Origin of the sequence: Xanthomonas sp. NCPPB 1754 (assembly GCF_041475725.2) — a bacterium.
GTDB classification, from domain to species: Bacteria; Pseudomonadota; Gammaproteobacteria; order Xanthomonadales; family Xanthomonadaceae; genus Xanthomonas; species Xanthomonas euvesicatoria.
On record NZ_CM192982.1, the window covers coordinates 4,750,295 to 4,764,306 of the forward strand.

The following is a 14,012-nucleotide window of genomic DNA, read 5'->3' on the forward strand; positions in this document are numbered from 1 at the left end:
GAAATCAGTCCGCGTCGAACTGCACGTCACGCACATCGAGCAGCGCAATCTCGTGCGACTCTGTGCTCCACATGCGCTGGCCCAGGCCGATTTCGCCCTGCGTGCCGTGGGTCCATTCGGTGCGGCGCGCCAATTGCAGCTCGCCGGCATCCAGGTGCTCGCTGCCGGGGTAACGCACCGGCAGGTAGCCGAAGGCCTGGCCGCCGTTGCGCCATAGCACGCTCACCGGCGCCCACACGGTGTCGCGCAGATCCAGCGGCGCTTGCATGCGCAGCTGCTGGATCTGACTGAGCGGGGCCCAGGCATAGCCGCTGTCGAGCATGAGCTCGATGCAGGGTCCGAAACGGGTATCGGCATCTGCAAGCCACTGGAAGCGTTCGCCATCGAGCACGCCGGCACTGGTGGGTGCCCGTTCGAAGGCCTGCGCCCGCAACGCCGCAGCTTGTTCGCCATGGCCCTGCGCCGCCAGTTGCAGCGCCTGCAGATGCATTGCCAGCCACTCGGCCGGTTCGCCAATCACATGCGGTAGCCGCGTGCCGGCAAACACCTCGGCGCGCGTCTGTTCGCCCTGCAGCACTGCAAGGTACGTCTGCACCAAGGGCAGCGTGGCGGCATCCAGTTCAGCGCAGGCGCGCAGCTGATCTGCGGCGCGCGACCACTGCCCGAGGACGGCCAGCAACTGAAACAGGAACACGCGCTGCGCTGCATCGGCCGGTTGCCGGCGCACCTGCTGGATCAGTTGCTGCAACGCCTGCGCCGGCTCGCCTTGGGCAAGCAGGGTCTGTGCGGTGGCATCCATCGCGTGGCTCCTTGTCGAAGAAGGTGGCGGTGCCGTGCGCGGCACCGCCCGTCATTGCATTGCCGCCATCGGAGGCAGCCAACGTCACAGCGCCAACATCCGATCCGCTGGGCGGCGCGGCGCGAGCGTCTACCCGCGTGCCGCACTGCCTCGCCAAACGGCCCTGCGTGGCGAAGGCGTTGTGGTTGCCTGCGTTCGTGTTAGGCCTTGGCCACACCCTGGATGTCGTAGGTGAATTCCTTCGCGCCACCCTGGGCGGCACCCTTGTCGTCCTGCGGCTGGAAGCCGTACTTGAACTTGCCGAAGTGCAGCGTCACGTTTTCGGTCAGGCGGTCTTCGCCGCCGGAACCGCCGGTCGACAACGAGGTAATCAGCACGCCTTCGCTCAATTCCAGGGTGAGAAAGTCGCTCTGCTCGCCGGTGGCGTTGGTGACGTACAGCCAGGCGTTTTCCACACGTGCCCCGGTGCATACCGCATCGAGCAATGCGTTGGAGCAACCATCCACGTACTTGGTGATGGAGATGTCCTGGATATGCGCCTTGCCACCGCTGGCCGAGCCGCCACCGGTGTGCAGGTCGCCGGAATTGCTCGCGCCCCACGACCAGGCCAGGATCGGAATTTCGCCCTTGTGCTTCTTGTGGTTGGACGCGCCTTCGATCTTGACCTTGCCGCTGCCGAACTTGATGTGCATGTCGAACGCCATGGAACTGCTCCTTCAATGAGAGTGACAACACGAGGTGGCGCGACGCGCATTCGCGTCGTGCCCGTGACGCGAATGCGTCGGATCAGGCCTTGGCGGCCGAGGGAAGGCGCGAGACCAACCGCAACGACACGGTCAGGCCCTCCAGCTGGTAATGCGGCTTGAGGAAGAACTTGGAGCTGTAATAGCCCGGCGCGCCTTCCACTTCTTCCACCACCACCTCGGCGGCAGCCAGCGGCTTGCGCGCCTTGGTTTCTTCGCTTGAGTTGGACGGGTCGCCGTCGATGTACTGGGTGACCCAACGCGTCAGCCAGCTCTGCATCTGTTCGCGATCGGAGAACGAACCGATCTTGTCGCGCACGATGCACTTGAGGTAATGCGCAAAGCGGCAGCACGCGAACATGTAGGGCAGGCGCGCGCCCAACGCTGCGTTGGCGGTGGCATCCGGGTCGTCGTATTCGTCGGGCTTGTTGAGCGACTGCGCGCTGATGAAGGCGGCCATGTCCGAGTTCTTGCGATGCACCAGCGGCATCAGACCCATCTTGTCCAATTCGGCAGAGCGGCGGTCGGTGATCGCCACTTCGGTCGGGCACTTCATGTCCACGCCACCGTCGTCGGTGGGAAAGGTGTGGGTGGGCAAGCCTTCCACTGCGCCGCCGGATTCGATACCGCGAATGCGCGAGCACCAGCCGTACTGCTTGAACGAGCGATTGATGTTCACTGCCATCGCATAGGCAGCGTTCTGCCAGGTGTACTTGGACGAGTCAGCGCCGGCAGTGTCTTCTTCGAAATCGAATTCATCCACCGGGCTGGTGGCCGCGCCGTAAGGCAGACGCGACAGCGTGCGCGGCATGGCCAGGCCGATGTACTTGGAATCTTCCGATTCGCGCAGCGAGCGCCATGCGGCGTAATCGGGCGTGGAGAAAATCTTCGCCAGGTCGCGCGGGTTGGAGAGCTCGCTCCAGTTGTCCATGCCCATCAACTTGGGCGCGGCCGCGGCAATGAACGGTGCATGCGCGGCAGCAGCCACCTGCGCCATGCCGTTGAGCAGTTCCACATCCGGCGGGCTTTGGTCGAAATAGTAATCGCCGACCAGGCAGCCATACGGTTCGCCACCGAGCTGGCCGTATTCCTGCTCGTAGACCTTCTTGAAGATGGGGCTCTGGTCCCAGGCGGTGCCCTTGTAGCGCTTGAGCACCTTGCCCAGTTCCTTCTTGCTGATGTTCAGCACGCGGATCTTGAGCTGCTGGTCGGTCTCGGTGTTGTTGACCAGATAATGCAGGCCGCGCCAGGCGCCTTCGAGCTGCTGCAGATCGGCGTGATGCAGGATGTGGTTGAGCTGCTCGGTGAGGGCGCGATCGATCTCGGCGATATAGGCCTTGATGGTCTGCGACACGTCTTCGCTGACCACATCGCTGCGGTTGAGCACCTGCTCGGCCAGCGTGCGCACGGCCGATTCCACTTCTTCCTTGGCGCGTTCGCTCTTGGGGCGGAACTCGCGATTGAGCAGCGCGGCAAAGTCGCCCTGTTCGGTTGTTTCGGTGCTACTGGTGGCCAGTGCGGCTTCGGTCGCGGACATGGCGTCAGGCTCCTTCCGGTTCGGAGGCAGGCTTGGCGGCCGACACCAGCGACTGCAGCAACGCCGGGTCGCGGATGGCGTTGGCAATCAGCTGCTCTGCACCGGCCTTGCCGTCCATGTAGGTGTCCAGGTTGGCCAGCTGCGTGCGCGCTTCCAGCAGCTTGGCCAGCGGCGCAACCTTGCGCGCGATGGCGGCCGGCGAAAAATCGTCCATGCTTTCGAAGGTGATATCCACCGCCAGCTCGCCTTCGCCGGTGAGCGTGTTGGGCACCTTGAATTGCGCGCGCGGCCGCATCGACTGCAGGCGGCTGTCGAAGTTGTCGACGTCGATCTCCAGTGCCTTGCGCTCATCCAGCGAGGGCAGCTCACCGGCATTGGCGCCGGACAGATCGGACATCACCCCCATCACGAACGGAATCTGCACCTTCTTCTGCGCGCCGTAGACCTCCACGTCGTATTCGATCTGCACCCGTGGCGCCCGATTGCGGGCAATGAACTTCTGACTGCTGGCCATGCCTGATCTCCGATTGAGCTTGCCCGTTGCGCCAGCGTGCGGTGCACGTGCGCTTCCATGTGGCTTGGATGTCGCCGGCCCGGCGGAATGCCTGCAGCCTGCGTGCGACGCCGCTGCCGCGGGCTAGCCCGCAACCGCCGCGCACCACGCGGACCGAAGCGGCGGGCCGTGCGATGACGCTTCCTCAGCGCTGCGGCGAGGATAGAAATGCGCCCGTGGGCTCACCCGACAAATCGTCTCAATCGCCGCGATCGTGCGCAGGCAGGCACCGATGCGTGATCCAGCGCCGACTTTGTGAAAGAGGCGTGATGGGTTGGCGCTGCTTTTCTCGGTTGACCAGGGGACAGGCCCCGGGGAGTGGGCCGCAGGCAGCATCCGCATGAGCAGCACCGGTTACTACAGCGCCATCGTTCCGCACGTATCCACGGCCGGGGAGGCACACACGCCGCTGATGATCGACCTGCTGGCGTATATCGAGCAGCACATCGGCGAGGCGGAGTTGGGCACCGAGTCGTTGCAGCACGCGTTCGCGTTATCGCGCGCATCGCTGTACCGCCTGTTCCAGTCGCGCGGCGGCGTGGCCAGCTATATCCGCGAGCAGCGGCTAAGCACCGCGCACCGCTACCTGCAGGCCTATCCGGACTGCAGCCTGACCTGGTTGCTCTACGAAATGGGCTTTGCGTCCGAGCGTCAGTTTCAGCGCGCGTTTCAGCAGCGCTTCGGCATGCCGCCCATGCAGTGGCGTCGCCAGTGCCGCGCTGCGCCGCATCTTCCTGCGCCACGGCGTGGTCACTACGTGCCGATGTGGCGCTTCATGCGCGAACTGAGCCAGCACGTACAACCCGAGTACGCATCCATGCGTAGCGGCGCGGCCACACCCACGCACGGCTCTCCGCTGGTGCATACCGAAGCACTGCGCCGGCTCGCCCGACCGGTCCGGCGCTTTGCGGCACAACTGGAGCCGATGGAGAGCGAAGTACCTTGAGTTGCGTAGGAGCGCGCCTGGGCACGAGGTGCATGACCTGGGCGCCACATCGCGCCCAGGTACGCGCCCAGGTGAGGCAAGGCACTGGCATCGGCATCAGCGAATGACCAGTACCGGAATCGCACTGTGGGTCAGCACTTCCACCGTCTGGCTGCCGAGCAGCATGCGCTGCATCCCGCGGCGGCCGTGCGAGGTCATGATGATCAGATCGCTGTTGCAGTCCTTGGCGGTCTGCACGATGCCCTCGGCCGCGAAACGATCCAGCACATGCCGCGGCGTGGCCTTGATGTTGGCAGCGGCGGCCAACTCCAGCGCCGGGCGCAGGATCTTTTCGGCGGCCGCTTCGCGCTCTTTGCGGTATTCGGGGCTGGCCTCGTAGCCCACGCTCCAGCCCATTGCGTCGTACATGCCCATCGCCCACGGCTCGGACACGGTGACGATATCCACTTTCGCACCGGTCGCCTTGGCCAGCTCCAGGCCTTGAAACAGGCCGCGATGCGACAGCTCGGACGCATCAATGGCGATCAGGATTCGTTTGTACATGATGACCTCCCGGATGGACCGGCAGCGGCGCCGGCGATTTGAGATTGACAGCACTCAACAACGCAGACCTTGATACAAATCAATCTTGCACGTCACGGACTGTAGCGCTTCAAGCCGCTCATCTGGCTGACGAGCAACCATCACCTCGGCGCCAGTAACGCGCTCAAAACTGCCCTGTTTGCGTATGAGCTGCATTGCGCAGCGGCCACGTCCGCCTGACAGCTTCGGTCGCGGCGCTTCTTGGTTGCCTTCAGTCGGTGGGCGCTTCATCGGCAGCACCCCGGGGTACGCGCACGCGCGCCGGATTGCCCACGGCGGTCGCGCCGGCCGGCACATCGCGCGTGACCACCGCACCGGCACCGATCACTGCGTCGTCGCCGATGCTGACGCCCGGCAGGATGATCGCCCCGCCACCGATCCACACATTGCGCCCGACGCGAATCGGCCGTCCGAACTCCAGCCCGCTGGCGCGTCCGGCCGCATCGCGCGGATGATCGGCAGCGTAGAACTGCACGGCGGGCCCCACCTGCGTGCCTTCGCCGATATGCACCTGACAGATATCCAGAATCACGCAATTGAAATTGAGGAACACGCCCGCGCCCAGATGGATGTTGTAGCCGTAATCGCAATGAAATGGCGGCCGGATCACCGCACCGGCACCCACCTCGGCGAGCCGCTCGACCAGCAATGCATGCCGCTGTGTGGATGGCTGCGCGCCAGTGGCGTTGTAGCGCTCCATCCACGCCGCCGCCGCCGCTTGATCGGCCTGCAGTTGCGCATCGGTGGCGTTGTAGAGCTCGCCTGCCAGCATCTTCTGTTTTTCGGTTTGCATGCCGCCGGGTACCTGTGCAATGAACTGCTGACAGGGTGGCATGGATGCAGCGCGCTACGCATCGAGCGATGCACCAATAGCCCCGATTGCCGGCTCAAAGTGGCTTACAGAACCTCACGATCTGCCTATTCGCTAAAGCGATTGGCGCGCTCACCACCGGAAACCGCCAATGGGAGTTCGAGCACCGGCCTCACCCGCGAGGTGACTGTGTCGCCATTCCACCGCTTGTCGCATCCGTTGCAATGCCGCGGCGCCAGCATCGATACTCCAGGCCGTGCCCTTCCGGTGCGACCACGTTCAAGGATGACGTCATGACACGATTTGTAGCAGCCTGCGTTGCGTTCTTGCTGTGGGCATGCCTCAGCACACCTGCACACGCAACCACCTCACTTTCTTTTGAAGAGAGTGGCTACTCCATCCTGTTCGAAATCGGGCACGACACCCGACCAGTGATCGCCAGTCTTCGTTTCAATGCACCTGGCGACAGCGCGGGCATCTGGTTGCAAGGCAATTTCCAGGTCACGACGTTCGATACCAAACGCAGAATCCTGCGCCTGATTTACACAGGCGACGACACGCGCGTGCCGCCCTTTACCCTGGTCGTGCTCGCCAACAAGTCGACACTGGCCGTGAACGGCAAGCAGATCAACTCAAGCTTCAGCTGGGAAATGTAGGCGCGCAACAGCGCAGCGGAGGCGACGCTTCATCCATCGATCATCTGTCACGGATGGTCATGCGATCTCGCTCGACGTGCAGCAGCGGTCGGCTCTGCTTGCCGCACGCACAATGCAACGGCACGACGCCCTCGCCTGCTGAACAACGCGCAATCGCTGACGAGTGCCGAGCCGCCTACACCACAGTCAGATTGGCGTAGGCCATCACCAGCCACTTGGCGCCGACCTCGTCGAACTGCACCTGCACGCGCGCATGCGCGCCAGCGCCTTCGTAATCGACCACCACGCCGCCGCCGAACTTGGGGTGTTCGACGTTGGCGCCGAGCTTGATCGACGCGATCTCCACGATGCCATGCACCGGGCCGCCGCGCGCCGCGCCCAGCGATGCGGTGCGCGAGACCTGCACCTTCGGGCGTACTTCGTTGAGCAGGTCGCGCGGAATCTCGCGCAGGAAGCGCGAGGGCACGTTGTAGTTGTCCTGGCCGTGGATGCGGCGCGATTCGGCGTAGCACAGCACCAGCTTCTGCCGCGCGCGGGTGATGCCCACGTACGCCAGGCGACGCTCCTCTTCCAGTCGCCCGCTCTCTTCCAACGAGCGCGCGCTGGGGAACAGGCCGTCTTCCAGGCCGACCAGGAACACGATGGGGAATTCCAGGCCCTTGGCCGAATGCAGCGTCATCAACTGCACGCCTTCCTCGCCAGCCTGGGCCTGGCCTTCGCCTGCCTCCAGCGAGGCATAGGCCAGGAAGGCGACCAGCTCGGTCATGCCCTGGCTGTCTTCGTCGTCGGGGCGGGTGAAGCGCGAGGCGACCGACACCAGTTCGTCCAGGTTCTCGGTACGCGATTCCGAATCCAGCCCGCCACGGCTTTCCTTGGCCCAATGCTCGCGCAGGCCCGAGCGCATCAGCACATGGTCGATGCGTTCGGCCAGTTCCATCTGCCCGGTTTCGGCATGCAGCTGGCCGATCAGGCTGAGGAAGCTGGCCAGGGCATTGCGTGCGCGTGCGGCCAGCGTGTTCTGCTGCGTGCACAACATGGCCGCTTCCCATAACGACAACGCACTGGCACGCGCCAGCCGGCGCACCTCATCCAGCGTCCGGTCGCCAATGCCCCGCGTGGGCGTGTTGACCGCGCGTTCGAACGCCGCGTCGTCGCTGCGGTTGGTGAGCAGGCGCAAATAAGCCAACGCGTCCTTGATTTCGGCACGTTCGAAGAAGCGCATACCGCCATACACGCGGTACGGCAACTGCTCGGAAATCAGCGCTTCTTCCAGCGCGCGCGATTGCGCATTGCTGCGGTAGAGCACCGCCACTTCGCCATAACTGCCGCCGTCGCGCACCCACTGCCGTGCACGCTCGACCACATAACGCGCCTCGTCCACTTCGTTGTAGGCCGCATACAGATCGATCGGGTCGCCATCGCCGGAATCGGTCCACAGCTGCTTGCCGATGCGGTCCGGATTGTGCGCGATCACCGCATTGGCCGCGCCCAGGATATTGGCGCTGGAGCGGTAGTTCTGCTCCAGCCGCACGGTCTGCGCGCCGGGGAAATCTTTGAGAAAACGCTGGACATTCTCGACCTTGGCACCGCGCCAGCCGTAGATGGCCTGGTCGTCGTCACCCACCACGAATACATTGCCCGATTCGCCGGCCAGCACGCGCACGAAGGCGTACTGGATGGCGTTGGTGTCCTGGAACTCGTCGACCAGAATCTCGCGGAAGCGCGCACGGTAATGCGCCAGCAAGGCCGGGGTGTCGCGCAGCAGTTCGTGCGCGCGCAGCAGCAACTCGGCGAAATCCAGCAGCCCGGAGCGGTCGCAGCGTTCCTGATAAGCCGCATACACCTGCCGGCGCACTTCGGTCCAATCGTCGTTGGGCTCGGGCTGGATATGCTGCGGACGGCGGCCCTCATCCTTCTGCTCGTTGATCCACCAGCTCATCTGCTTGGGCGGATACTTGCTCTCGTCCAGCTCCAGCGCCTGCACCACGCGCTTGACCAACCGCAACTGGTCGTCGCTGTCCATGACCTGGAAGCCTTCCGGCAACCGCGCGTCCTGCCAATGCAGACGCAACAGGCGATGGGCCAGCCCGTGAAATGTACCGATCCACATCCCGCGGCTGCCATTGCGCAGCTGCAGGTCGGTGCGGTGACGCATTTCGCCGGCCGCCTTGTTGGTGAAGGTCACCGCGAAGATGCCGTGGTTGGGCACGCCCTGGACTTCGTTGAGCCAGGCGATGCGATGGATCAGCACGCGCGTCTTGCCGGAGCCGGCGCCGGCCAGCACGAGGTAATGCCCCGGCGGCGCAGAAACGGCCTCGCGCTGGGCGGGGTTTAAATGATCGAGCAAATGAGAGACATCCACCGGCGCATTTTACCGGTTGTGGCGTCGCTGCGGCTGAGATTGCGATGAAGCGGTTGGGATTGTGGTGATTGCTCGCCGGATAGACGCCCCTCTCCCTTCGGGGCGAGAAGGCAGGGCTTGCGCACCGACGGTGCGAGTGTCTTTGAGCGGCCGCGCCGCTGGCGCGGGCTGGGCGCGGAGCGGGGATTGGGGTGAGGGTACGGGGCGAAGCCACTACGAGTGATGGGTAACACGAGGCTTCGCTCGCACCCTCATCCGGCGCTTCGCGCCACCTTCTCCCAGCGGGAGAAGGGAACAACGCCCATCACGCCCCAGCAGCACCAGCACATCCCGCGCAATCGCCGCAGCCTGCTCGCGCAACTCCGGCACCGCCAGGCTTTCCCACAGCGTGCCGATGCGCAGGCTGCCGATCACCCGCAGCTGCGGCTGCGTACGTCCATCGGCATCGATCAGGCTGCCATCGGCAGTGGTGTCCACGCCGATCCCATGCGGCCCGGCCACGGCAATGCCCTGCCCCAGCAGTTGCTGCAGCAGCCGGTTGCGCATCGCCTGCACGCGCATTTCCACCCCAGTGGCATTGACCAGCGTCTGCACATCCAGCTGCAAGGCATGTCCGGCGTTGGCGGCGCTGGCGGCCCCGGCGCTCACGCGCACGCAAGCACCCACCTCGAAGGCCACGTCCAGCCGTGCGCGATGCACCTGCAGCTGCCCGCTTGCCTGCATGGCCTGCAGCTGCGCATGCACCGTTGCGGCGATGCGATGCCGATGCACGTCCCAGTAGCGCACCACATGCCGCAGAAAACGACGCTGATCGGCAACCGACAGCGTCTGCCATAACGCCTGGCTCAACGGCCGGATGCGCTCCATCACGCTCTGCCATGGCAGGCCCTGCGCGGCGGCGGCACGCGCGTGCTGGCGCAGTGTGCGCATGCGTGCGCGCAGCGGCATGGTCAGCAGCGGCTGTGGATCGAACAGCGCCACGCCGCCGTGCGCCTGCGGTAACGGCAACAAGCCATGCCGCGACACCACGTGCACGCTTGCCCGATGCGCCTGCGCTGCCAGCGTCATCACGGTATCGGCCATGCTCAAGCCCGAACCGACGATGCACACGGCCGCGTCCGGTGGCAGCGCTGCCACCGCCTCGGTCTCCCAGGCTTCGACACGCTGCGCGTGCGACAGCCCGGTGGCACCCCGCAGCGGCAGCGGTCGCAGCGCATTGCCCACTGCCAAGACCACCACGCTCGCCTGCAGCACCTGTCCATCGTCCAGCTGCAACAGTGCGCCACCGGCATTGGGCTGCAGCGCCTGCACGCGTGCGGGGTGGACGCGCAGCGTCGCCGGGCTGTGCGCACGCGCCGCCTGCAGGCGGTCGCGCAGATACGGCGCGTAGTGCCGACGCCCCACGAACTGCTGCGGCAACTGCGCATCGTCCAGTTCGGGGCAACAGGCGTTCGCGCGCAGGTAATCGACAAAGTCGTGGGGCAGTTCCGGCAGCGCACTCATGCGCGCAGCCGGCACATTGAGCAGGTGTTCGCCGCGCGCGGTGGAATACGCCACGCCTTCGCCAAGCGCCGCATGCGGCTCGATCATGACGATCTGCAACGGCGCTGCGGCCTGGCGCAGCAGCTGCAGCGCCACCAGCACACCGGACGCGCCACCACCGACGATGGCGATGACGGCATCGCCGGGATCACGCAGTGTATTCATGTCGACATTGTAGGCGATGCATGCGCAATACCCGCAGGCTGTCGCCGGCAGTGATTGTCTTCACGGCATCACAAGCGCGGTGTGTGTCAACGCCTCCACACGCCCTGCATGCCAGGCGCTTACGATTGGTTGATCAGCATCGGCACGCGCCCTTGGGGAATCTGCAACATGTCCATCACCCTGGTCAGGCTCATCCTCTACGTCCACGATGTGGCGGCAATCAAGGCGTTCTACCAGACCCACTTCGCGCTCCCGGTCACCGAGGAAATTGCCGACGAGTGGGTGGTGCTCGCAGCTGGCGGCATCGAGCTGGCGCTGCACCGGGTGGGCCAAGCCTACCGGCAGCGGCCATCGACGCATGCGCCGGCTCCTGTCGCGGATGCGACACACGCGACCACCAAACTGGTGTTTGCGATGACCAGCGATCTGGTCGCGCATCGTGCGCAACTGCAGCACGCAGGCGTGCATGTGGGCGAGCTCAAACGTTACCCCGGCTTTGCGTACCAGATGTACGACGGCCGCGACCCGGAGGGCAACGTCTTTCAGGTCATGCGCCTGGATTGACCCAGGCGCCCTACATCAACGCGTCGGCCAGCCGCGCAATGCCCTCGCGACTGCGGCGCCAGGCCGGGCGGCGACGCCACTGTTCCAACGTCAATTGCCGCGCGTTGGCCAGATAATCCTGCTCGATCTCACGCAACCGCTGCACCACCCCGGTGTCGTAGCAGAGCATGCCGATCTCGGCGTTGAGCGCGAACGAGCGGATGTCCAGATTGATCGAGCCCACCAGCGCGATGTCTTCATCCATGCTCAGGTGCTTGGCGTGCAGAAAGTGCGGGCGATACAGCGAAATCTTCACCCCGCAACGCAGCAGTTCTTCGAAATAGGCTTCCTGCGCCCACGCGGCCAGGCGTTGGTTGTTGTGCTCGGACAGGATCAGTTGCACGTCCACGCCCGAGACGGCGGCGATGCGCAATGCGCTCAGCAAGGCTTCGTCGGGGACGAAGTACGGCGTGACCAGTACCACCTTGCGCCGCGCCAGATGGATCACCGCATTGATCGCATCGCGCGCATTTTCGAACGGGTACGCCGGCCCGCTGGGCAGCAACTGCGTCGCGATATTGGCCTCGCACACCGGTGCATCGGGCCACACGTCCAGCCGCTCTCCGGTTTCGGTGAACCAGTCGCTGGCGAAGACCGCTTCCAGATGATTGACCACCGGCCCGCGCACGCGTGCCACCAATTCGCGATTGGGCACGCCATGGATGAAGCCGGCTTCGGCCAGGTTCTGCGAACCGACAAACGCCACCCGGTTGTCGAGCACCGCAATCTTGCGATGGTTGCGCAGATCCATGCGGCCGCTGCGACGCCAGCGCAGGCCGCCCGGCAGTACCGCCAGCACCTGCACGCCGCCGTCCTGCAGACGCTTGCGGTAACGGCGCAGGCCGCGCTTGGCGCCCACCGCATCTAGCAGCACGCGGCAACGCACGCCGCGCGCGCTGGCGCGTTCCAGCGCCGCCACCACCGCCTCGCCCACCGCATCGTCGAACATCAGGTAGTACAGCAGGTGCACACGTTTGTCGGCCGCGTCGATCGCCGCGATCAGGGCCTGCAACGACTGCGCGTAGTCGTCGAGCAATTCCACCGCGTTGCCCAGGGTGGGCATGAAATCACCCTCGCGTTCGATCAGCGGCACCACCTCGGCACTGCTGGTGTCTGCCTGCGGCATCCAGCGCAACGCATGCAAGGGCAGTTGTTGTTCGCGAATCACCTGAGAAGCGGTGGCTTGCCGCTCCACCCGCAGCCGCGACAACCATGGGTGGCCGAACAACAGGTACAGCGGCAGACCAACCACTGGCACAAAGCCGATCAACAGCAGCCAGCTGCGCGCGGCACCCGGCGTGGTGCGGGCGGGAATCCATAGCAGCGCGGCCAGGCGGATCGCCCAGTCCAGCGCCAGCAGCCAGGTACCTGTGACCCAATCGGGCAGCATCAGTGGTCCGTTTTCATCAGGAATCCGATTCTGACTTGGCCGCGCGCAAACGCAACGGCGGCGCACAGACAGGGGGGCAATAACGAAACGGCCCGCCCTGCGCATCGGCCGGCTGCACGCGTTCGGCGCAGACCTGCCGCAACGTCTGCACGAAGGACGACTGCATCCGGGTGGGATACCAGTCGCTGCGCGTGGTCATGCCGATCTGCCGGCGCAGCAACGGCCCGGCGCTACCGATCTCCTCGAGCAGGCCGGCGCGGCGCTCGAACAGGAACTGGTCGCGCGACATCAAGGTCAACCAGTCGCCTTCCAGCAGCAGGCCACGCACGGTCAATTCGGCGCCGCATTCGATGCGCACCGGCGGCGGCTCCAGCTGGTGGTCGCCGAACAGCTGCTCCCAGCGCGCGCGCACCGGCGTGCCGGCGGCAGCGATCACCCAGGGGTAATCGCGCAGTTGCGCAAACGCGTAGCCCTGCCCGGCCAAGGGGTGACCGCTACGCGCCACGATCACCGGTTCGTCGTCGAACAACGGCTCCTGCAGCACATCGCGCACCGGCAACGGGTCGCGCAGCGCACCGATCAACAGATCCAGGCCGCCCTCGCGCAGACGCGCCAGCAATTGCTCGTACGGGCCCTCGACCACCTGGACGCCGGCCCCCGGATGCGCGCGCGCAAACCGCGCCAGCACCTGCGGCAACAGGATGGCGCGCGCCAGCGGCATCACCCCCAGGGTGAGGCGCCCGGCGTGCTGGGAACGCAACGCGGCCACCTCGTCCAGCCCGGCGCGCAACTCGGCCAGCGCCAGCCGCACCTGCCGCAGCAGCCGCAGCGCCACCGGCGTGGGCTGCATGGTCTTGCCGCGGCGTACCGTCAGCGGCACTTCGATCACATCGGCCAGCGCTTGCACCGCGCGATAGATCGCCGGCTGCGAAACGCCGGCGCGCACCGCCGCCAACGCGTAACTGCCTGCCACATCCACCGCCACCAAGGCCTGCAGCTGGCCCAGCGACACCCGCCGCTCCAGGCCCGGGCGCGCCGGCAGGCGCAGCGCACGCCGCGCGACCCCGATCCCCCGAGCCAGATGCGCCAGCACCCGCTCGATACGCGGCACCAGCAACCCGGCAGCCTCGGTGGCCGACATGCCCCCTGGGTGCCGGTCGAACAGGCGCACGCCCAGTTGCTGCTCCAATCGCGCCACCGCCTGGGTCAGCGCCGGCTGCGACAGATTCACCCGCGGCGCCGCCGCGCTGATGCTTCCGGCCTGGTGCACCACGACCAGCGCGTAAAGGTGACGCAGATTTGGTTCCGGGATCGGCTGCATGC

Annotated in this window: 12 protein-coding genes and 1 pseudogene; 3 read left to right on the plus strand and 10 right to left on the minus strand. The window is 65.7% G+C overall.

All coding sequences use genetic code 11. The features are described 5' to 3' along the window. Positions 1–4: 4 nt before the first annotated feature. From ACCQ15_RS20440 to tssB, 4 genes are all read right to left on the minus strand, one after another. Positions 5–799 carry a type VI secretion system accessory protein TagJ gene (locus tag ACCQ15_RS20440; protein ID WP_372381008.1) on the minus strand — a complete coding sequence of 265 codons (795 nt, stop codon included), beginning with the start codon at positions 797–799 and terminating at the stop codon, positions 5–7. A 200-nt stretch (positions 800–999) separates the two neighbouring features. Beyond that, positions 1,000–1,503 carry an Hcp family type VI secretion system effector gene (locus tag ACCQ15_RS20445; protein WP_008572542.1) on the minus strand — a complete coding sequence of 168 codons (504 nt, stop codon included), beginning with the start codon at positions 1,501–1,503 and terminating at the stop codon, positions 1,000–1,002. Positions 1,504–1,585: 82 nt separating this feature from the next. After that, positions 1,586–3,079: a type VI secretion system contractile sheath large subunit gene (gene tssC / locus ACCQ15_RS20450; RefSeq protein WP_011349018.1), complete on the minus strand. Its 1,494-nt coding sequence runs from the start codon at positions 3,077–3,079 to the stop codon at positions 1,586–1,588. A 4-nt stretch (positions 3,080–3,083) separates the two neighbouring features. Continuing rightward, positions 3,084–3,593, minus strand: a complete 510-nt coding sequence (gene tssB, locus ACCQ15_RS20455; RefSeq protein WP_008572540.1) for a type VI secretion system contractile sheath small subunit — start codon at positions 3,591–3,593, stop codon at positions 3,084–3,086. A gap of 313 nt (positions 3,594–3,906) precedes the next feature. Here tssB and tagK point away from each other — a divergent pair, with 313 nt between their 5' ends. Next, on the plus strand, positions 3,907–4,578 hold the full coding sequence (gene tagK, locus ACCQ15_RS20460) for a transcriptional regulator TagK (RefSeq protein ID WP_008572538.1): 672 nt from the start codon (positions 3,907–3,909) through the stop codon (positions 4,576–4,578). Between the two features lie 96 nt (positions 4,579–4,674). On the opposite strand, the gene ACCQ15_RS20465 is transcribed toward tagK, so the two are convergent. Both ACCQ15_RS20465 and ACCQ15_RS20470 read right to left on the minus strand, forming a co-directional pair. Next, a complete protein-coding gene (locus ACCQ15_RS20465; RefSeq protein WP_008572535.1) occupies positions 4,675–5,121 on the minus strand; it encodes a universal stress protein in 447 nt (148 codons plus the stop codon). 250 nt (positions 5,122–5,371) lie between these two features. Continuing rightward, complete coding sequence (locus ACCQ15_RS20470; RefSeq protein ID WP_008572534.1) at positions 5,372–5,953, minus strand: sugar O-acetyltransferase; 582 nt, start codon at positions 5,951–5,953, stop codon at positions 5,372–5,374. A gap of 449 nt (positions 5,954–6,402) precedes the next feature. Between ACCQ15_RS20470 and ACCQ15_RS20475 the strand changes: the two genes are divergently transcribed. Further along, positions 6,403–6,627, plus strand: coding sequence for a hypothetical protein (locus ACCQ15_RS20475; protein ID WP_033478655.1), 225 nt, complete (start codon positions 6,403–6,405; stop codon positions 6,625–6,627). A gap of 175 nt (positions 6,628–6,802) precedes the next feature. Here ACCQ15_RS20475 and uvrD read toward each other — a convergent pair whose 3' ends face one another. Further along, positions 6,803–8,989, minus strand: coding sequence for a DNA helicase II (gene uvrD / locus ACCQ15_RS20480; RefSeq protein WP_372381009.1), 2,187 nt, complete (start codon positions 8,987–8,989; stop codon positions 6,803–6,805). A gap of 306 nt (positions 8,990–9,295) precedes the next feature. Then, positions 9,296–10,696 (minus strand): annotated as a pseudogene (locus tag ACCQ15_RS20485) (FAD/NAD(P)-binding protein); the annotation flags it as partial. A gap of 168 nt (positions 10,697–10,864) precedes the next feature. On the opposite strand from ACCQ15_RS20485, the gene ACCQ15_RS20490 reads away from it, so the two are divergent. Continuing rightward, entirely contained in the window at positions 10,865–11,260 is a 396-nt protein-coding gene (locus ACCQ15_RS20490) for a VOC family protein (protein ID WP_011349023.1), read from the plus strand. Positions 11,261–11,270: 10 nt separating this feature from the next. Here the strand turns inward: ACCQ15_RS20490 and cls are convergent, their stop codons facing one another. Then, a complete protein-coding gene (gene cls / locus ACCQ15_RS20495; protein WP_008572527.1) occupies positions 11,271–12,689 on the minus strand; it encodes a cardiolipin synthase in 1,419 nt (472 codons plus the stop codon). A 16-nt stretch (positions 12,690–12,705) separates the two neighbouring features. Further along, positions 12,706–14,010 carry a LysR family transcriptional regulator gene (locus ACCQ15_RS20500; RefSeq protein WP_218497474.1) on the minus strand — a complete coding sequence of 435 codons (1,305 nt, stop codon included), beginning with the start codon at positions 14,008–14,010 and terminating at the stop codon, positions 12,706–12,708. Positions 14,011–14,012 lie beyond the last annotated feature (2 nt).